We start from the raw sequence: 20778 nt of genomic DNA, 5'->3' as shown, positions 1-20778 counted from the left end.
CCCTCCATTTATGATTATTCTTTAACTCCGCCAATTGTCAAACCACTGATAAAATATTTTTGGAAAAATGGATAACTACATGCGATTGGAACTGTTGAAATAACAACCATCGCCATTCTTGTTGCTTCTTTTGGAATTGCTGCTGCCCCACCGCTTAATGCTGAACTCATGTTGGCGTTTTGGGACATATATTCAATATTGCTTTGAATTTTCATTAATAAATATTGTAAAGGAACTAAGTTATCACTTTGAATGTAAAGCAATGCATTAAACCAATCATTCCAATAACCTAAAGCCGCAAACAAGCTGATTGTTGCAATTCCAGGGACTGCTAGTGGCAATACGATTTGCATAAAGACGCGTAATTCACCTGCTCCATCGATTTTTGCTGATTCAATAATCGCATCTGGTACAGAGCGTTTAAAGAAGGTGCGCATCACGATGATATTAAAGGGACTTAACGCCATTGGCAAAATCAATGCCCAAACAGTATCTTTTAAGTTTAATAACGTTGTCATTACGATATAGTTTGGTACCATTCCTGCACTAAATAACATTGTGACTAAGGCAAACACGGTGAAAAATTTACGGTAACGAAACGAATTTCTTGAAATAGCATAGGCATACGTAGAGGTAAACGTCACGTTCACTAACGTCCCTACAACCGTTACAAAAACCGTAATAAATAGCGCTTGTAAAATTTGATCTTTCATCTCGTAAAGGTATCGATACCCATCAAAACTCCATGAAGAAGGTATGATTCGATACCCTTCTGTTATTAGTGACGTTTCACTTGTAAATGAAATAATAATAACAAAAATAAATGGGAAGATACAGGAGAAAGCGAAGAGCGCGATAATAATGTTAAAGAAAATATCCGCTTTTTTTCCGAAGGTTTGCACCTTTACTGTATTTATTTTTTTCTTTTTACGTTTTTCTTCCATGTTTTCGATTCTCCTCTCCTAGAATAGCGCTGATTCCTCGTCATATTTGCGAACCAATAAGTTCGTGCCAATAACTAAAATACAACCCACAACCGATTGATACAAGCCGGCTGCTGAAGCCATTCCGATATCTCCACTACTTGTTAACCCATTATAGATATACGTATCTAAAACAGAAGTTACCTCGTATAAGGCTCCTGAGTTTCGTGGAACTTGATAAAACAGACCAAAGTCAGCTCTAAAAATATTCCCTACGGCTAAAATCGTTAAAATAGTCATTAACGGTGCTAATTGAGGCAAGGTTACATTTTTGATTTGTTGCCATTTTGTTGCACCATCAATCATTGCTGCTTCATAATATGTCGGGTCAATCCCCATAATTGAAGCAAAGTAGATAATACTACTATAACCGACACCTTTCCAAATCCCCATAAAGACTAAAATAAATGGCCAATATTTCGGTTCATTGTACCAATTGATCCCGTCCCCTGCTTGACCTGCTAAGATCGAATTCACTAAGCCTTTGTCTGGGCTTAAGAAGGAATAAACGAAATAACTGATGATAACCCATGATAAGAAATACGGCAACAGCATGGATGTTTGATACACCTTCACCATCTTCTTCGAACGAATCTCACTTAAAATAATGGCAAACATAACGGCTACGACCAGCCCGCTAATAATAAAGACCACATTATAAAGAACGGTATTTCTCGTAATAATATACGCATTCGACGAGCTAAATAGGAATTTAAAGTTATCAAATCCTACCCACGGACTTTCTTGCAAACTCTTAAAAAATCCACCATCAGAATAAGTAAAGTTTTTAAACGCCACGACATTCCCTAAAACCGGAATGTAAAAGAAGAAAATAAGCCATAATGCACCTGGAAGAGCCATTAATAAAAGCATTTTATTTTTATTGAAATGATACCAAAAACCTTTCTTTTTCATCTGTTCTCCTTTCTTAAAACTTGATTTAGTAAACGTTTTCATTACTCTTTCATTATAGCCTCTGCTCTTTTCATAAAAAAGGAACAAATTATAGCGAAAGGGTAACATATTATAGTTGGAGAATCACTTTAAGTTGTTTCCTTTCCCATTTTCTTCTATATAAATGTTAAAATAGAATTACAGAAAGCCTCACGAGAAGAAAGGATGCTGAACTAAATGGAAATGGAACAAATTCTCACAACCAAAATCACGATAGACGGTCAATTTCAAGACTGCCAATTATATAGTGGACATCTTTATTTATGGAATAACCAAAATAATTTAGCCATTTATGACTGGAATAAATGGATGAAATCACTAAATAAAGTTGAACGTGTCGTTTATTATGAACCTCGTTCAACAGAGTATCTCCATAGTTCACTAGCAGATTTAGAACCTTTCTTAGAAAAAACACTGCAGTTTAATTTTCCGATACTAGATAGCGCTATTTTCAAACATACTCTTTATTATTCAGACATCACTGGATTTTATGCCTATTCGTTGCTGGATCCTCATGCAACTAAACTTACCTTATGGGATGAACCCGTTCAACATATTTCAGTTTCAAAAAATGGCAGAATCGCTTTATCTGCTGGTGAAAATGGGTTATTTGAATATGATGCTACTAAAAAATGGACACTGCAAAACACTTCAAAAATACCTCATACTGGTATTTATCTCCTTAACGCCAGCTTTGCAAGTTCTAGCGAATGGTCTGGAAATGATTTGATTCAATATGGTGAAAATCCTTTAAAAGAAAGTTTTTTTCTAACCTTTGGTAAAATAAAAAAACAGCTTCATTTAGTTTCGATTCAACCTGCCGAACCAAAACTTCAACAAGTGGGTCGATTTATTAAAGAGTTTCCTTTGCCTCTCTCTTTAGAAAAACAAAAACAAAATGAAGGACAGTTATTTTCTTATGAAACAAAAAATCGCGAATTAAACCAAGACTTTCAATACCGTTCAAAGGAAATTTTTATTAAAAAAATGCCTTCTCGCTTAAATAAATCCTTCAACCAATCCCCCCAAGATTTAAGCGTCTCTGAATCTGAAACAGAAAGTCATTTGCTTATTCGCTGGAAAATGAGCCCTTTCTTACAATTGCCTAAAGTGATGAAATGGCGTGTTTATGATCGGAGTATTTACTATAAAAATCAACTGCATTTATTGCAAGATGACGAATTAACTCTTTATATTTTTACATTATTAGAAACGTCGTAACCTTAAAAAAAAATGACTAAAAATTTAAATCATATGGAAATGTAAATGTAAGCGTTGACTATCCTTGTTTCATGAACTATACTGGAATTAAGAAAAAAAACAATTATGGCGACGTAGCCATTTTATAGAGTATGTTACTGATTAATGCAGGCAGAACTCAAATTACCTAGAAGCAGTCCTTTTCTAGGTAATTTGAGTTTTTTTTCTGGAAAGGAGTAAGAAAATGAAAGTAAGTCAAATTTTAAACAACAATGTAGCTATCGTTAGCAGGGGGAAAAATGAAGTAATTGTTTATGCGAAAGGGTTAGCTTTTAGAAAAAAAGTTGGACAAACCATTAAAGAAACTGAAATTGAAAAGACCTATGTATTAGATTCAAATGATATGTTGGAGCACTTCAGTTATCTGCTAGCTAATTCGGACCCTAACCATATTACACTCGTCAATCAAATTATTGAATTTGGTGAAAAACAGCTAACTGAAAAATCAAATGATTATTTAAGTTTGACCTTACTGGATCATATTGAATTTGCACTAAAACGTGCTGCCAAAGGACAATTTATTCGCAGTCCCTTAACATGGGAAGTCAAAAAATTCTATCCACAGCATTTCGATATCGGCCTTTATGCATTGAACCTGATCAATCAGCAGTTCAATCTTCATTTTCCAGAAGATGAAGCCGTTTCAATTGCGTTGCATTTTGTTAATTTGCAAGAGGATAAAAACAATTTAGATTCAACTATACGCTCAATGGAAAGTCTGAGGGATATTTTATCAATTATTCAGTACCACTTTAAAATTAAGCTAGATGAAAAATCGATGAACTATATGCGCTTAATGACTCATTTACAATATTTTATCCAACGTGTTCAAACCGATAAAATCTATGATGAAAGTGACTTAGTATTGAACACTCAAATCAAAATGCTTTATACAGATGCCTATGATTGCATCCAAAAAATCAAAGTTTATATCCAAGAAAAATATGAGTGTGTGATTTCAATTGATGAAGAGACGTACCTTATGCTTCATATCCATCGCGTAACCAATCGAAGTAAAAAGGAGTCCTAAAAATGATTTATCAAAATCTTAATGAAACTATTATTCAACTAGTAGGTGGAAAAGAAAATATTCAAGCGGTTGTTCACTGCATGACGCGCTTGAGATTCACTTTAAAGGATCGTTCAAAAGCAAAAACAGAAGAGTTAAAAAACATAGATGGCGTCATTGATGTTGTATCAAACAATGTTGCTTATCAAGTTATTATTGGAACCCACGTAAACGAGGTGCATGCTGAATTAGTAAGCATGTTAGGAATCAACCCTACTACCGATTCCAGCCAAGCTGCTAAAGAAAAAAAGCACCCCTTAAAAGCAATGCTCGATTTAGTCTCTGAAACAATGACTCCTGTCATTGAACCCATTATTGCATCAGGCCTACTTGCTGGATTTTTGTCGTTGTTTACAATTACTGGGGTTCTTTCAGAAGAAAGTCCAACGTACATTTTGTTAAATTCAATTCGCGAAGCAGTTTTCTTTTTCTTGCCAATCTTAATTGCGATGTCTTGCGCAAAACGTTTAAAAGCAAGCCCTTATTTAGCGGTTGCTTTAGCTGCTACTCTCGTTTCAACGTCAATTAACGGCGTTGCAGGATTGAGTATTTTCGGTATCTCTTTGCCTCAAACAACGTATGCTAATTCTTTTATCCCAATTATTTTAGCAGTTTGGTTTATGGGACATTTAACCACCTTTTTAAACAAATACATTCCAAAATTTTTACATTATTTTTTGAATCCTGTTCTAATTATGGTGATTTGTTTACCAGTAACGCTGCTTTTATTTGGACCAATCGGTATTTGGATTGGAGACGGCATCGGCTTATTATTTAAACTACTAATGGACACTTTCGGTAGTTGGATTGTCGTAATGCTTTACGCTGCTTTCCAACCTTTCTTAATTATGCTGGGTGCTGGCAATTTCATGATGCCACTTGCACTGAATTTTGTGAATGAAATGGGTTATGATCCGATTTTCTTAGCAGCTGCAACCATTTCTGATTTGGCCGTTGCTGGAGCAATGCTAGGGTATTTTTTAAGAGCAAAAGAATCAAAACAAAAACAATTATTTGGAACGGTAAGCTTTAGCGCCTTGATGGGCGTAACAGAACCTGCAATTTACGGTGCCTTCATTAAATACCGCAGACCCTTTATTGCCGTAATGATTGGTGGCGGTCTTGGTGGATTGTTTGCTGGTTTAATGAACGTAAAAACTTACTCGATTGTTTGGGGCTTAATGGGACTGCCTTCGTACGCTCAAAATCAAGATTTTTCTAATTTGATATTTATGGTGATTGCGGTTCTAATTGCTTTTATCGGTGCTGCTGTTTCGGCTTATATTCTTGGAATTCCAGAAACGAACACTGCTAAAAACGAAGAAGAAACCTTCTCGGAAGAAACTGCTCTAGAAAAAGAAGGCAACTTTGCAAAAAAATTAACGCTACAATCAGTTGCTAAAGGGGAACTTGTTCAGTTAGCTGACATAAAAGATCAAGCCTTTTCAACTGGGGCACTAGGCAAAGGGATTGGAATTATTCCTTCTACGTCGGAAGTCGTTTCTCCAGTTGACGGTGAAGTTACAGTAGTCTTTCCTACTAAACATGCTATTGGGATTCAAACAAAAGAAGGGGTTGAAATTTTAATTCACATCGGGGTTGATACTGTTGAACTTGATGGAACCTATTTTGATACAATCGTTCAACCTGGAGACAAAGTTAAATCAGGCCAACTATTAGCTACAGTTGATTTTGACGGGTTAAAAAAAGAAGGCTATGATACAACAATTATTGTCGTTATTACAAATACAACAGATTATTTGGATGTCATCCCTGCTATTCATGAGAAATTAGTGCTTAATGATGAGATGGTTACAATCGTGTTCTAGCTTTTTGGAAAGAAAAACGGTTTATAAAATTTTTTCTATTTAATACTATTTTAAGGAGGTCTTTCCAATGAAAAAAACGGATTTTTTATGGGGGGGCAGTATCGCTGCTCACCAATGCGAAGGGGCTTGGGATCAAGATGGCAAAGGGATTGCCATTATGGACTTAGTCACACAGGGAACTTATGAACAACCGCGGGAAATTTGTACTAAAATTGAAGCAGGAAAAAAATATCCTTCTCATGAGGGAATTGATTTTTATCATCACTACAAGGAAGATATTGCTTTATTTGCTGAAATGGGATTTAAAGCTTTGCGTATCTCAATTGATTGGTCTCGCATCTATCCGTTAGGAGACGAGCAAACGCCTAATTTACTAGGTGTCCAATTTTATCAAAATGTCGTAGACGAGCTCTTAAAATATGGTATTGAACCGATCGTTACACTCTATCACTTCGAAATGCCTGTTCATTTAGTGAACAACTATGGCTCTTGGACCAATCGAAAAGTAATTGATTTCTATTTAAATTATTGCGAAACCATGTTTAATGCATTGAAAGGAAAAGTTCGTTACTGGGCGACTTTCAATGAAATGAATCATATTGACCCTCAAACAGAGGCTTCTGATATCTTTACGTACATTATTTCAGGTTTAAAATACTCTGATCTTAAAAATAAAAAACAAACCTTAGCTACCATCAGTTACCATATGACCTTAGCCAGCGTCAAAGCGGTTAAGTTAGCCCATGACATTGATTCAAACTTTGAAATTGGATGTGTTTTTGGCTTAACTCCTGCCTATCCACTAAATTGCGATCCAAAAAATGTGATGAATTCCTTTAAAGAAACGGATCGTGAATTTTACCAAATCGACGCCATGTGTACGGGTAAATTCCCTGCTTATAAATTAAAAGAGTATGCAAAAGCTGGAATCGATTTAACGATTTCCCAAGAAGATGAACTCGCTTTTGCCCAAGGTAAAATTGATTTTATCGGCTTGAATTATTATTCTTCTAGTGTTGCTCATTATGAAGGAGACCATGAAAACGAAGAAACTTTATTTGGAGGGGTTCAAAATCCTTATTTACAACAAAGTAAATGGGGATGGGCAATTGATCCAACAGGTTTGCGCTATCTTTTAAATTACCTTTATCGTCGCTATAGCTTGCCCATTATCATTACTGAAAATGGGTTAGGTGCTATCGATCATCTTGAAACTGACGGAACGATTCAAGACGACTATCGCATCGAGTATATCGAACAACATATTGAACAAGTAAAAAAAGCCATTGTTGAAGATTATGTAGAGTGTTTTGGTTATTTAACATGGGGGCCTATCGACTTAGTTAGCGCGACTACTGGCGAAATGAAAAAACGATATGGTTTCATCTATGTTGATAAAAACGATGACGGAACAGGGACCTTCACCCGTATAAAGAAAAAGTCCTTTAACTGGTACCAAAACGTTATCCGCACTACCACCTTTGACTAGTAAGTAAAAATCCCCTTCTAGCTATCCAGAAAACAGATAGTTAGAGGGGATTCTTTTTATTTTAAGCTAATCGTTTAACTAATTGCATCATTCGTTCTTTTATATCCTCTCTTGTGTTAGAAAAAGCTGCCGCTATTTCTTGATCTGTCCCTGTTGCCTTACCTGGATCACTTAAATCCCAGTGTTCATAGTGGGTTGTCGTTGGAATGATTGGACAGTTATCCGCTGCATCTCCACATAAGGTTACGATGAAATCTGCTTGTTGAAAAAAGTCTGGATCAATCAAATCTGACGTTTGCATCGTAATGTCGATTCCTGCTTCTTTCATTGTTTTAACAGCTTTAGGATTTAAGCCATGGGTCTCGATTCCAGCACTTCTTACTTCCCAATGAGAAGGGAAATATTTTTTTGCAAATCCTTCAGCTATTTGACTCCGACAAGAGTTCCCTGTACATAAAAAATAAATTTTCTTCATCCTTTTGCTCCTTTAGTATCAAAATATTTTTGTTTGAATCTTAATGCAACATTGACTAAACCAATTAAAACGGGAACTTCGACTAACGGACCGATTACAGCCGCAAAAGCTTCCCCAGAGTTAATTCCAAAAACACCTACTGCAACGGCTATCGCTAGCTCGAAATTATTGCTGGCTGCTGTGAAAGAAAGTGAGGCTGCAATTGGATAACTGGTCCCCATTTTTTTGGAAATAAAAAATGAAATAAAAAACATAATAACAAAATAAAACAACAATGGGATTGCAATTCTAACCACATCCAAAGGGAGTTCGATTACTTTTTCTCCTTTAACTGAGAACATTACCACAATAGTAAACAATAACGCTATTAACGTAATGCTACTAATTTTTGGTAAATAAATGTCTTCAAACCACTTTTTCCCTTTATATCTTATTAAAAGAACGCGGGATAAAAATCCTGCTATAAACGGAATCCCTAAATAGATAAAAACACTTTTAGCAATTTCACCCATCGTAATTGCAACGGTATGAGTTTCAAGTCCCAACCAGTTAGGTAAGACCGTCACAAATATATAAGCGAATACAGAATAAAATACAATTTGAAAAACAGAGTTAAAAGCCACTAAGCCTGCCGTATATTCATTATCCCCTTGTGCAAGCTCACTCCAAACCAGCACCATTGCAATACATCTAGCAAGACCAATCATAATCAGCCCTACCATATACTCCGGGTAATCACGTAAAAAAATAACTGCTAAACCAAACATTAAAATTGGACCAATCACCCAATTTTGAACAAGAGATAAGACTAACACTTTCCAGTCCTTAAAGACACGCCACATTTCTTCATACTTCACCTTGGCAAGCGGAGGGTACATCATCAAGATTAGTCCAACTGCTATCGGAATGGATGTTGTTCCGATAGATAAATGGTCAATGATCTTAGGGACACTTGGAAATAAGAAGCCTAATCCAATTCCGACTGCCATTGCCAAAAAAATCCAAAAAGTTAAATACCGGTCTAATAAGGATAATTTTTTAGTTACACTATTCATTTCATTCAACTCCAACTATCGTTTTTAATTACAAAATCGTAATTTTTTTTAATCACTACTACTTTCTTCTTTCATACAAATACAGGTTTCAGTGCTAGCAAACAACTCCGTCAGGGATGCCCTAAAGGAGTCTACTCTATCCTCTTTTAACGTATAATAATGCCACTGGCTTTTTTTTTCGACAGATACAATCCCAGCCTTTTCCAGTACTTTCATATGATGGGAAAGCGTTGGTTGGGTAAAGTCAAAATGATCTAAAACATCACATGCACACAGACTACCACATGACAGCAAATCGATGATTTTCATTCTTTTGGGATCTGAAATGGCTTTTAAAACCTTTGATAATTCTTCGTAATCCATAATATCCTCCTTAACATAGATATGTATCTATCTACAATATAGACGAACTTCTATATTCAGTCAAGCGAAAGTTGACTATCTGCCATCAAAATTTCTCTTCCTATAGAATTCAACTCAGATAAAAATGAACGTTTTCTTAACAAAACAACTTAACTTATCGCTTTTACCCCCTCAGTATGCTAAAATAGATAAGATACAAATTTGAAAAGAGGTAAAAAAATAAATGATTACAGTAAGTAACGTTAGTCTGTTATTTTCAGATCGTAAATTATTTGAAGATGTTAATATTAAATTCATTCCCGGCAATTGCTATGGTCTTATTGGTGCAAATGGTGCTGGTAAATCAACCTTCCTTAAAATTCTTTCAGGTGAAATCCAACCTTCAACAGGGGACGTTTCGATGTCAAGTGGTGAACGTTTAACTGTCTTAAAACAAAATCATTATGATTTCGAAGAATTCAATGTGTTAGAAACAGTTATTATGGGGCACAAACGTCTTTATGACATTATGAAAGAAAAAGATTCCATCTATATGAAAGAAGATTTTTCTGATGAAGACGGAATTCGTGCCGCTGAACTAGAAGGCGAATTCGCTGAGTTAGACGGTTGGGAAGCAGAACCAGAAGCTGCTGTTTTATTACAAGGTCTTGGCATTGATGAGACTCTGCAAAATAAAACAATGAGCGAATTAACTGGTGGACAAAAAGTGAAAGTGTTATTGGCACAAGCACTATTTGGCAAGCCTGATGTTCTTTTACTTGATGAGCCTACCAATGGTTTAGACAAAAAATCAATCGAATGGCTAGAAGAATTCTTAATCAATTTCCCTAATACCGTTATCGTTGTTTCCCATGACCGTCATTTCTTAAACAAAGTATGTACACACATGGCTGACGTTGACTTTGGTAAAATCAAACTTTATGTTGGGAACTATGACTTCTGGTTAGAATCTAGTCAATTGGCTTCACGTTTAATGGCCGATTCAAATTCTAAAAAAGAAGAACAAATTAAAGAATTACAAGACTTTATTGCTCGATTTAGTGCGAATGCTTCTAAATCAAAACAAGCAACGTCACGTAAAAAAATGCTTGAAAAAATCACATTAGATGATATTCAACCTTCTTCACGTCGTTATCCATTCGTTGGATTTACACCCGATCGTGAAATCGGAAATGATTTAATCCGTGTTGAAAATGTTTCAAAAACCATTGATGGTATTAAAATCTTAGACAATATCAGCTTCTCATTAAACAAAGATGACAAAGCGGCCTTTATCAGTCAAAATGATATCGCCATAACCGTTCTCTTTAAAATTTTAATGGGAGAAATGGAACCTGATACAGGTTCTGTTAAATGGGGCGTTACGACTTCTCAATCTTATTTACCAAAAGACAACAGTGCAGACTTTGAAAATGGCGATTTAACCATCGTTGATTGGTTGCGTCAATTTGCTTCTAAAGAAGAAAGCGACAATACTTTCTTACGTAGCTTCTTAGGTCGTATGTTGTTCTCTGGTGAAGATGTATTGAAAAAAGTTTCCGTTCTTTCCGGAGGCGAAAAAGTTCGTTGTATGTTATCTAAAATGATGTTAAGCAAATCAAACGTCCTTGTTTTAGATGACCCTACCAACCATTTAGACTTAGAATCCATTACGGCATTAAACGATGGTTTAATTGCGTTTAAAGGTTCACTTCTATTCGGTTCTCACGATCACCAATTTATTCAAACAATTGCAAATCGAATTATTGAAATTTCACCAAATGGTGTTGTGGATCGTTCAGAAACCACTTATGATAATTTCTTAGAAGATAAAAATGTTCAAGAACAAGTTGCTGCGCTTTACGCGAAGTAAGAATATAAAGCCCCTAAAAATTAGATTAATCGTCTAATTTCAGGGGCTTTATTTTATTTAAAAAAAAGACAATACCAATAACAAACATTTAAACAAAAATAGACTAGTTGTCTTATGCACCTCTTGCAGCATATAAATCAACTAGTCTATTTTTTTATTTAAATTTCTCTTAAACGTTTGAATGAAACATCCTTTTACGATCGACCCTTAAAGCTTATCCAGTAGCCTCCTAGTGATATAACGAATAGAAATCCGCCAATTATCATGCCTATCGGATTTGATTGAATTTCGCCAGTCTGTGGTAAACTCACTTCTTTTTTAGTCTGAAAGTCTTCTTTTAAAATTTGTTTTTCATTCGGCAATAGAAATGGAATCTCTTCGTTTTGAATCGAATCTTCAATAATTGGTTGTTTAGGATTCTTTTCAATCTCTTTACTCGGAATAAAGGTATTCGTAACGATAAAACCACTCTGACTGTCTCCTGTTATTTTTACTTGATAGCCAGGCAATGCTTCTTCAACAATCGTATAATGATAAAGTTGTCCATTTTCATCATATTTAGGTAAATTTCCAAAGACTCCTTGCCAGTTAGTACTGTCGTTTAGAATCAATGACTTCATCTGCTTCGTACCATTTTGTTCTAAATAAATAACAACTTGATCAGCTTTTGGTCCTTGCCATCTTTTGATAACGGGAATCGCTAGTGTTTCAATATTGCGATTGGTAACACTGAATCCTTTTTCCTGATTTCCTGTAATTTCTTCTTGATAAGCATCATTTTTTTCTTCGGTTATTGTGTAGCGATATTCTTGCCCTTTAGAGTCATATTTCGGAAGATTTTTAAACGAACCTTTCCATTCAGTTAATGCTGTTAAGGTTAAGGTATTTTTCAACTCTACGCTATTTTGCTCAAGGTGAACGGTTACGGCTTCACTTGCAGGACCAATCCAATTTTTAGTAACAGGAATTTCGATTGTTTCAGTGTTTTGGTTGGTAACCGTATAGCCTTGTTGGCTATCGCCGCTAATTGTAGCTAGATAGTTTTCCATCGCTGTTTCTTTAATCGTATAACGGTATTCTTTTCCTGTTGAATCGTATTTAGGCAACTCTGAAAATGAACTCTTCCATTCATTCGCTGCGTTTAATTCAATCTGTTGGTACTCTGCACCATTTTGTTCTAGTTGAATGGTGACCGCAGTTCCTACTGGCCCAACCCATTTTTTCTGAACTGGAATTGTAACCGTTTCGTTGTTTGTATTAGTTACAACAAAGTTATTTTTCCCTTGTTTTTCTATTTTTTCATCGTAATTTTTATAGCCTACTGTTTCAACAATTGTGTACTCAATTTCAGTCCCATCTTGGTTGTATTTATCTAAACTATCAAATGTGGCTTCCCATTGATTGCTTTTATCTAAATTAACAAAACGATTGACCATTTGACCATCTTTCACTAAATTAATTTGAATACGCCCTGCAATAGGTCCCACCCATTTTTTAGTAACTTTTACTGCTGTTTTTTCTGTGTTGGTATTGGTCACTAAATACCCTTCTTCTACGTTTCCTGTAATACTTGGTCGATAATTTTCAACTGCTTCTTCACGTACAAAATAATTAATTAGCGAACCATCTTTTTGATATTTGGGCAATTGCTCAAATTTTCCTTGCCAATTATTTTCTTCATTAAGCGTTAACTCTTTTAATTTGATATTTTGGTTGTCGTATAAAAGTATCGTGACAGCGTCTCCCACAGGTCCATGCCATTTTTTAGAGACTGGAATCGTGACTTTTTCATTATTGGTATTGGTTACAACAAAACCTTCTGTTGCATCGCCCGTAATTGATACATCATACTGTTCAGGATTTACTTCGCTAATCGTATAACGGATAAGTTGCCCTTCGCTATCGTATTTTGGCAAATTAGTGAATCGAGCTTTCCAATTTTGATCTGCCTTTAATACAGCTTGTCTCCCTGTTTCTTTGCCATTTGTGAGTAAATTGATTGTCACATTTCCACCGATTGGACCGACCCATTTTTTTGAAATTGGTATGCTTATTGATTCTGTTCTTGTGTTTGTCACTGTATAGCCTTTTAACGCATCTCCTTCATAAGTTGTAGCATAACCATCTAATTGGCTTTCAACGACTGTATAGTTGATTTCTTTTCCATCTGGGCTATATTTAGGTAACTCTTTAATCGAACCTTTCCAGTGGTTGCTTTCAGATAGCTCAATAAAGCTATCTTTTAACAATGCCCCGTTAGCTTTTGCATAAATTTTAACAGATGGTTGCTTTTCTCCGTTCCACTTTTTAGTTACAGGTATTTCAACTTCTTCCATATTCATATTCGTAACGGTAAATCCTTGTTTTGCATCCCCTTTAATACTAGCTGAGTAGTTTGGAATGGCTTCTTCCTTGATTGTATAGTTGATTTCATGCCCGTCTGCTGCATATTTAGGCAATTCCGAAAATGTTCCTTGCCAATTTTCCTGACTGGTTAACGTTAGCGTCTGTTGAGTCGCTTTCCCATCTTGAATCAGCAGAAGGGTTGCTTTTTCTCCAATTGGCCCCAACCATTTCTTGGTAACGGGAATCGTAATTTTTTCGCTATTTGTATTGGTAACAATAAACCCATTGCTTGAGTCTCCTGTTACAACGCTAGTATAATTTTCTGGTTTATCTTTTTCTAACACTGTATAATAGATTTCTTTGCCTGTTTCGTCGTATTGGGGTAAATTAGTAAAATGACTTTGCCAATTATTGGAATGTCCGACTCTAACAAAACGGCCTGTTTCTTTGTCGTTTGCAAGTAATTCAAGTGTTACTGGTTTGCCGACTGGACCAACCCATTTTTTCAAAACAGGGATACTGATTGACGCTGTTCTTACGTTGGTAATGGTATAGCCTGTTGCTGGATCTCCTTCGTAAAATGCCGAAAAACCTGCTAGATCTGCTTCAACAATTGAATAAACAATTTCATTGCCTGCTTTGTCATACTTTGGTAATTGATCAAAAGACGCTTGCCAGTTATTTTCAGCTGAAAGTTTTAAGACTTGTGTTGTGACTTTATTGTTTCTTTTCAAATAAACTTCTACTGAATCTAAAGGCTGTCCAACCCATTTCTTAGCAACCGGTATTGAAACGGTTTCTATATTTTTATTGGTAATGGTGAACCCTTGCGTGGCATCTCCTGTTACGCTAGATTCAAAACCAGCTGGGACATTTACTTCTTTAACCGTATATTCAATAGGCGTACCATCTAAATTATACTGATCCAAATTAGTGACTAGCAATTCCCAATTGTATGCTTTCGTGAGTGTTACTTGTTGATTGATATCGCGTCCATCTGCATAAATGTTCACTTCAATTTGATCCCTTGCAGGACCAATCCAGACTTTTTTTAAGTTGAGACTTGTTTTCTTAATTCCATTGCTTACCTTTACTAGCTCGCCAGTTGTGCTACTCTCTTTAATTTCAAATGGATATTGTTTGCTTTCATCAAATTGAAATTGATCTGGTGCTTTCGTTTCTTTAAAGTAATAAGAGCCTAGCGCCATTTCTTTAACATTGATTTGACCATTTTCATCTGTTTGATATTCACCTAGGGATTGATTTTGGCTATTAAATAGTTCAAATGTAATTCCTGATAAGAAGGTGCTATCATTATTTTCTAGTGACTTAACAAGGCGCGCACTTCCCTTTTCTGGTAAGTCGCCTGACCCGCCAGCTCCTGCATTAATATTTTCTGTAGCAGAAGTTCCTTCTTCAACGGTTTGCTCTTCTCCTGTTATTTGATAGTTTACTTTATAATCATTTTTGTACTCTATTTTTCCTAAATCATTCACTTTCGTATCATAAACAATTCCGAATTTTTTCGTTGACAGTTCTTTAGCATGTAATTTTACTGAAAAATGATTCTGGTTAGTTGAATCAATTTCCAATGTTCCATATTGCTGAAATTCTTCTTTCGTTAACCAGTGGAAATTTTTAGCTCGATCTTCGACAAAATATCTAAAACTGTCTGCTAGTAAGGTTTGGTCATTTGCTGATGTATCTTCAATTATAACCATTTTATCCATTCCATCGTTTTGCGCTAATTCTTTTTTAGGTTGATTAACGAATACTTGCCAAGTAATTACATTGCTGCCATCTTCTGACATGTAACCGTACTTATTAAAAAATGGATAGCGATCATCTTCCACTACTCCAGGATCGCCTTTTTCATTTGTTACCGTGTAATCAATAGGCTCAACAGCTACGCCAAAATCGTTGGTTTTGGAAATCGTTCCTTCTGTTTGGCTATCGACACGAATGTTAAAAAAGAAATAGCCTTTAACATTGATTAGCTCTTCTGCGGTTTGATTAAACGTACAAATAACTTGATCTTTTACAATTTTCGCTTCACCAAAGACCCTACCTGTTGCTGGATCTTTCAATTCTGCGGATGAAACAATTCCAACTAATTCAGGTGGCAAACTCATTGTAATCGTATCGCCATTTTTAATTTTCACTCCTGGTTTTTCGGAAAAAGTAACCGAAATGCCAATACGTTCGCCATTGTATAATTCCGTCTTTTCTAACTTAACGCTATCCACTAGCTTACTTCTGCCTAATTCAGTTGCATTGGCAACCGTTGTTACAGCTGTTAGCCCTCCAATAATCGTCGGAAATACTAATGCGAAAATCAAAAATAGCGAGAATCCTTTATTTGTTCGTTTTATCATCCATGACACATCCTTTTTTATTTTTTGTGGTACATTTTCATAATTTCTATTGTTGTTTTCATTAAATTCCAGCAAAAAAAGATAATTAACGGGGGTTTCTCACAACCCTAGGTTAATTATTTCGATATCTATTACATGCTTTTAAATAACAAAAACATTTAGTTGAAACCAACAGATACTTCAGTTAGTTATTTGTACAACTTGAATATCTTCTCAAATAAATAACAAAAAATCAATAGATAATTATTTACATATCCAATTTATTAAATAAAAAAGAGACTGAAAATAACAAAAAAACCACTTATATCAAGTGGTTTTACTTAGTTATTAAATTTTTATTTTTATGAATCCAATCCTAACAAATAATTAAATAACATATCAGAATATGACAACTCATTGGTTAAATCATGCTGAACGATTTCCTTAATGGTCACTAAATGATCCGTTATTAACCCATCCGCTCCAAAAAATAGCATTCTTTTCGCGCTACTTTCTTCATTGATATCCCATGCAAAAAGTTGTTTGTCCTGTTCGTGAACTTCATCGACAAAATCACTAGTGAGAGTGGAATATTCAGCGGAATAAAAATCTGCTTTTGTTTCCGGTGGTCCAATTAAATTAAACGGCATCACGTATCCTACATAAAGTTGTGGTGCTTTTTCTTTTAATTCTTCCACAACATCATAGCTGATACTGTGGATAATATGATTGTTTTTTAAAATAGACTCTTGATAACGTTGGATAAAATTTTCAACCATTTCTTTTGAATCTTTTTTGGTTACTTTTACTTCAATCAATAATTTTTGATTCAATTCATTGGCTTTTTTCAAATACTCATCAAAACTAGGAATTTTAGCTTCATGACCATTCTCTGAAACAGTTAGTTTTTGTAATTCAGCAAGTGTTAACTCATACACTTTTTTATTTTTTCCTGTTAAATTCTTTAACTTTACATCATGCATTACAACAAACTGATGATCCTTTGTTTCCAAAATATCCATTTCTACATAGTCGGGCTTTTCTTTAGCCGTTTTTTCTAATGCCTCAATTGTATTTTGTGCCCCATTTTTATTAGTAACGCCTCGATGAGAAATAAGAAGGGGTTCTGAAATTGACCGATTTGATAAGTAATCGTAGTTATACAGGCTCATCCCCATAATCATAATCAGTACAGAACTACCGATAACTAAATTTCCAAATAAAATTAAAAAGCGATTGCCTTTAACCGGCGTTAATTTTGGCTGGATGTTAACTGTCTCAAGGCTACTTGTCGTCGTTTTGGCTAACAAATCCACAATCAAGTAAAATAGGATAATCATCGCTAAAATATTTCTTACTGCAATCAGCACTTGAAGAAGCGTTAATGAAACAACCCCACTTACTAATGAAGCAGACGCGTAGTGGGTTTCAATCAAATCTTGTAAAAAGAAAATCACAAGATAACTTCCCCCTACCATTATTGACAGCGCCACCGTTAATAAAATCAATTTTCGAATCAACGTCCAAAACTGATCCTTTGTCAACTTCCAACTACGTCTAATGGCTTCTTTTAGTGGCAAATGATACAGGATCATCATCGGCAAGACCAACAACAAACGAATGCCTATATAGACACAAATTAAATAGCCTAACCCCAATAATGGAACAAAAATTAAGCGGTATTCAAAAAGGTAATCCATAATAAAGACTGGAATTTTTATTTTTGCTAATAAAGCGGTTTTAAATCCAATTCCCGCAAAAGGTAAAATCAAAAAGAAATAAAAGAGTAAAAATAAGATTTCGCTCCCAAAAACATGCTTAAATTGTTGAAAGGTCAATCTCAAAAGTGTCCTTAAATGAAGCGGTTCTTTTTTACGAATAAAATAAATACTCAACAATAAAAAAGTAAATTCGAAAAATATCATTAATGCCATTAAACACATCATCAGTAGCAAACCCAATAAAACAAAGGGATGACTTTTGATAATTGGAAAAATATTGTCGAAAGATAAGTACGCAATATTCCCTCCTTTTAAAATCATTTTTGTTAGGCCTGTAACTAATGGAATCATCACAATTAAGATAAATCCATGGACAATCAACACATTTTTAGAAGACTCTTTTGCACTTTGAAAAAAAGTCGCAATTGTACGCCAATTTAATTTTAAACGATTCATAAGTAGTTCCTTTCATCTTCTCTGTTTTCTACTCATTAGTGTACCATATTTCTAACTAGTCGTGCTTTAATGATGACTATTGCTACATAGAAAAAGAGTAAAGAAGCCATCAACATAGAGGCCCTTTACTCTTTTAATAATGATTTATTTTCTAGCTTCGTGTACTTTTAATTGCTTACCTTTAACGGTTTTATTTCTCATCGCTTCTAAAACAATCATGCCTTTACCATTTAAAATATCAACATAACTCACATTTTCTTGGATGGTAATAATCCCGATGTCTTCAGAAGTGATTCCAGGAATACTTGTTAAGGTTCCGACAAAATCAACTGCACGAATTTTTTTCTTTTTCCCACCGTTAAAATAAAGTTTTAAAATATCTTCGCTTAAGGCTAACCCTTTATCTTTTTTCAAACGAGGGCGTTCGCTGATTTTTTTATCAAATGCCGCTTTATGACGCAGCACAAATCTTGGACTAGGAGGCGTAATTTCTAAAATTTCACCCGTTACATAGTCACGAATCTCGCGCCACCAGTTTTTCTCTTTTGGCAATACTAACGTCAATGCGATTCCGGTCTTCCCAGCGCGGCCAGTTCTGCCTGTTCTGTGGACAAAGCTTTCCTTTTCAACAGGTACATCATAGTTGATGACGTGAGTAACGCTATCCACATCAATTCCTCTTGCTGCAACGTCTGTTGCTACTAAATACCGGAATTTGCCGCGTCTAAAGTCATCCATTACTTCAAAGCGATCTTCTTGTACCATGCCACCATGGATTTTATCCACAGGTAAGCCTTCTTTATTTAAATATTGGTATAAGTTATTCACATGTTCTTGTGTGTTACAGAAAATCATGCACGTATCTGGGTTTTCCACAGTTAATAAGTCTAATAATTGTTGCGGTTTTTTATCTTCTTCCACTACAATATAAGACTGTAAAATTTTCGGTTGGGACGCTGCCGTCGTTTCAATCGTCACGGATGTAGCATCCGCAGACATATACGAGCTTGCTAGACGTTGAATATCATTAGGCATTGTTGCTGAAAACAATAGCGTTTGGCGATTTGCTTTTGGTAGAAAGTCAATAATCGCTTCTACTTGATCGATAAAGCCCATATTTAACATTTCATCTGCTTCATCTAAAACTAAATATTGTAACTTATCCACAGCTAATGTGCCTTTTTCTAAATGATCCAACACACGCCCTGGCGTACCGACTACAATATGACTTTTTTGTTTTAATTCTGATTTTTGGGTAACAAAAGAAGCTTTCCCGAAAACAGCCGTTGCTTTAATTCGTTTGAAACGACCAATATTTGTAATATCTTCTTTCACTTGCAAGGCTAGTTCTCTTGTTGGTACTAGCACTAATGCTTGAGGTTTATTTTCTTCCCATAATACTTTCTCACACAATGGAATGCCAAAACTTGCTGTTTTTCCACTTCCTGTTTGGGACGTTACAATAACATCCATTCCTGCTAATGCTAGTGGGATAACTTCTTTTTGGACTTTCGTTGGAACTGCGTAGCCTAAGCCACTCAATGCCTTGACGATATCTGTACTTATTTCATAATCTGAAAATGTCGCTTTTTCCATAATAACCTCTTTCAATTCGTTGATTGGTTTATTATAGCATTTTTAAGCGAGGGATAGTTCAATTATCCTTTATTTAGTTGAACTATTTTCCAGAACGGTGTCTTTTTCAAGTGATCCTTTTTCTAAGCCTTCTAAAATTTTGAGGAAATAATTATGAATACTTAGATAACTGTCATTTGAAAAAAGTTTCCGATTCACTAAATAAAAATTTCGTACATAGTTCTGATCTAACGTAGTATAAGGAATCTTCTCTGTCATGTAACGTTTCGAGATAATCGCTTGCCCCATTCCTTTTTTTAAATAATCCACAATCAGCTCGTTGCTAGCTAGAACAACTTTTTTATCTGGTGTAATATTCTGATTTTCTAAATACTGATTTGCGTAATAAAAACTGCCTGAATGTTCTTCTCTTAATAGCCATAATGAGCTTGAAGGATCTCCAGCTAAAACCAATTCGTCTGTCATCACTTCTCTTCGTGACAACGTCGTCGTAGACATCGCTTTTTCAATAAAACCAAAATGTAGAAATCGATTTTCAACTTTTTCTAAAATTACTTCCGAGTTAGCTACCATCACTTCAAATTCTACTGCAGGAAACTCTTCTTGTAACCACGGTAAAATTTGAGGAAATATAGTACTGGCAACCGTTTGCGAAGCTCCAATTTTACAAAGACAATGGGCTTGATTTTCTTGGTTAAGAGCCGAAACTTGTTCTTTTGTATCCTGCCATAAGTCTAATAAATCTAAGGTCTTTTGATAGAGTAAGTCTCCACTTGGTGTGATTGTAATTTCCTTTCGACCATTGCGGTTAAAAAGTCTGACTCCGCCTAATTTTTCTTCTAAATAACTAATTTGTGAACTAACAGCGGGTTGTGAAATGTACATTTTTTTCGACGCTTTTGAAAAGCTTTGCGATTCGTAAACACATTTAAAAGTTTTCAATTGTTTGAACATCTTTTTCCCTCCTTGTCGTTTC

General features: G+C 35.1%; 14 protein-coding genes. 5 read left to right on the top strand and 9 right to left on the bottom strand.

The window, feature by feature from the left end; all coding sequences use genetic code 11:
- Nucleotides 1–14: 14 nt before the first annotated feature.
- Both CDIMF43_RS03625 and CDIMF43_RS03620 read right to left on the bottom strand, forming a co-directional pair.
- Nucleotides 15–944 carry a carbohydrate ABC transporter permease gene (locus CDIMF43_RS03625; RefSeq protein ID WP_034571834.1) on the bottom strand — a complete coding sequence of 310 codons (930 nt, stop codon included), beginning with the start codon at nucleotides 942–944 and terminating at the stop codon, nucleotides 15–17.
- 18 nt (nucleotides 945–962) lie between these two features.
- Nucleotides 963–1898, bottom strand: coding sequence for an ABC transporter permease (locus CDIMF43_RS03620; protein ID WP_034571837.1), 936 nt, complete (start codon nucleotides 1896–1898; stop codon nucleotides 963–965).
- 216 nt (nucleotides 1899–2114) lie between these two features.
- Between CDIMF43_RS03620 and CDIMF43_RS03615 the strand changes: the two genes are divergently transcribed.
- From CDIMF43_RS03615 to CDIMF43_RS03600, 4 genes are all read left to right on the top strand, one after another.
- Nucleotides 2115–3158, top strand: a complete 1044-nt coding sequence (locus tag CDIMF43_RS03615) for a hypothetical protein (RefSeq protein ID WP_109841208.1) — start codon at nucleotides 2115–2117, stop codon at nucleotides 3156–3158.
- A 223-nt stretch (nucleotides 3159–3381) separates the two neighbouring features.
- Complete coding sequence (locus CDIMF43_RS03610) at nucleotides 3382–4227, top strand: PRD domain-containing protein (RefSeq protein WP_074402250.1); 846 nt, start codon at nucleotides 3382–3384, stop codon at nucleotides 4225–4227.
- A 2-nt stretch (nucleotides 4228–4229) separates the two neighbouring features.
- Nucleotides 4230–6095: a beta-glucoside-specific PTS transporter subunit IIABC gene (locus CDIMF43_RS03605; RefSeq protein ID WP_109841207.1), complete on the top strand. Its 1866-nt coding sequence runs from the start codon at nucleotides 4230–4232 to the stop codon at nucleotides 6093–6095.
- A gap of 67 nt (nucleotides 6096–6162) precedes the next feature.
- Nucleotides 6163–7584 carry a family 1 glycosylhydrolase gene (locus tag CDIMF43_RS03600; RefSeq protein ID WP_109841206.1) on the top strand — a complete coding sequence of 474 codons (1422 nt, stop codon included), beginning with the start codon at nucleotides 6163–6165 and terminating at the stop codon, nucleotides 7582–7584.
- A gap of 61 nt (nucleotides 7585–7645) precedes the next feature.
- On the opposite strand, the gene arsC is transcribed toward CDIMF43_RS03600, so the two are convergent.
- Genes arsC through CDIMF43_RS03585 form a run of 3 tightly spaced genes read right to left on the bottom strand, consistent with a single transcriptional unit; the run spans nucleotide 7646 to nucleotide 9477 of the window.
- Nucleotides 7646–8059, bottom strand: a complete 414-nt coding sequence (gene arsC, locus CDIMF43_RS03595) for an arsenate reductase (thioredoxin) (RefSeq protein ID WP_109841205.1) — start codon at nucleotides 8057–8059, stop codon at nucleotides 7646–7648.
- The gene (gene arsB, locus CDIMF43_RS03590; RefSeq protein WP_109841204.1) at nucleotides 8056–9114 is read right to left on the bottom strand and encodes an ACR3 family arsenite efflux transporter; all 1059 of its coding nucleotides are present in this window, start codon (nucleotides 9112–9114) and stop codon (nucleotides 8056–8058) included. The genes arsC and arsB overlap by 4 nt, the downstream gene beginning before the upstream one ends.
- Nucleotides 9115–9162: 48 nt before the next feature.
- Entirely contained in the window at nucleotides 9163–9477 is a 315-nt protein-coding gene (locus CDIMF43_RS03585; protein WP_034571857.1) for an ArsR/SmtB family transcription factor, read from the bottom strand.
- A 223-nt stretch (nucleotides 9478–9700) separates the two neighbouring features.
- Here CDIMF43_RS03585 and CDIMF43_RS03580 point away from each other — a divergent pair, with 223 nt between their 5' ends.
- Nucleotides 9701–11329, top strand: coding sequence for an ABC-F family ATP-binding cassette domain-containing protein (locus tag CDIMF43_RS03580; protein ID WP_034571860.1), 1629 nt, complete (start codon nucleotides 9701–9703; stop codon nucleotides 11327–11329).
- A 194-nt stretch (nucleotides 11330–11523) separates the two neighbouring features.
- Here CDIMF43_RS03580 and CDIMF43_RS03575 read toward each other — a convergent pair whose 3' ends face one another.
- The 4 genes from CDIMF43_RS03575 to CDIMF43_RS03560 form a co-directional block, all read right to left on the bottom strand.
- Nucleotides 11524–16050, bottom strand: coding sequence for a Cna B-type domain-containing protein (locus tag CDIMF43_RS03575; protein WP_109841203.1), 4527 nt, complete (start codon nucleotides 16048–16050; stop codon nucleotides 11524–11526).
- A 341-nt stretch (nucleotides 16051–16391) separates the two neighbouring features.
- Complete coding sequence (locus CDIMF43_RS03570) at nucleotides 16392–18206, bottom strand: glycerophosphoryl diester phosphodiesterase membrane domain-containing protein (protein ID WP_109841202.1); 1815 nt, start codon at nucleotides 18204–18206, stop codon at nucleotides 16392–16394.
- Nucleotides 18207–18350: 144 nt separating this feature from the next.
- Nucleotides 18351–19802, bottom strand: a complete 1452-nt coding sequence (locus CDIMF43_RS03565) for a DEAD/DEAH box helicase (RefSeq protein ID WP_074402242.1) — start codon at nucleotides 19800–19802, stop codon at nucleotides 18351–18353.
- Between the two features lie 69 nt (nucleotides 19803–19871).
- On the bottom strand, nucleotides 19872–20756 hold the full coding sequence (locus tag CDIMF43_RS03560; RefSeq protein WP_109841201.1) for a LysR family transcriptional regulator: 885 nt from the start codon (nucleotides 20754–20756) through the stop codon (nucleotides 19872–19874).
- Nucleotides 20757–20778: the final 22 nt, after the last annotated feature.

Source organism: Carnobacterium divergens, from assembly GCF_900258435.1.
Taxonomy (GTDB): Bacteria; Bacillota; Bacilli; order Lactobacillales; family Carnobacteriaceae; genus Carnobacterium; species Carnobacterium divergens_A.
This window is presented reverse-complemented; position numbering and strand designations above follow the sequence as displayed.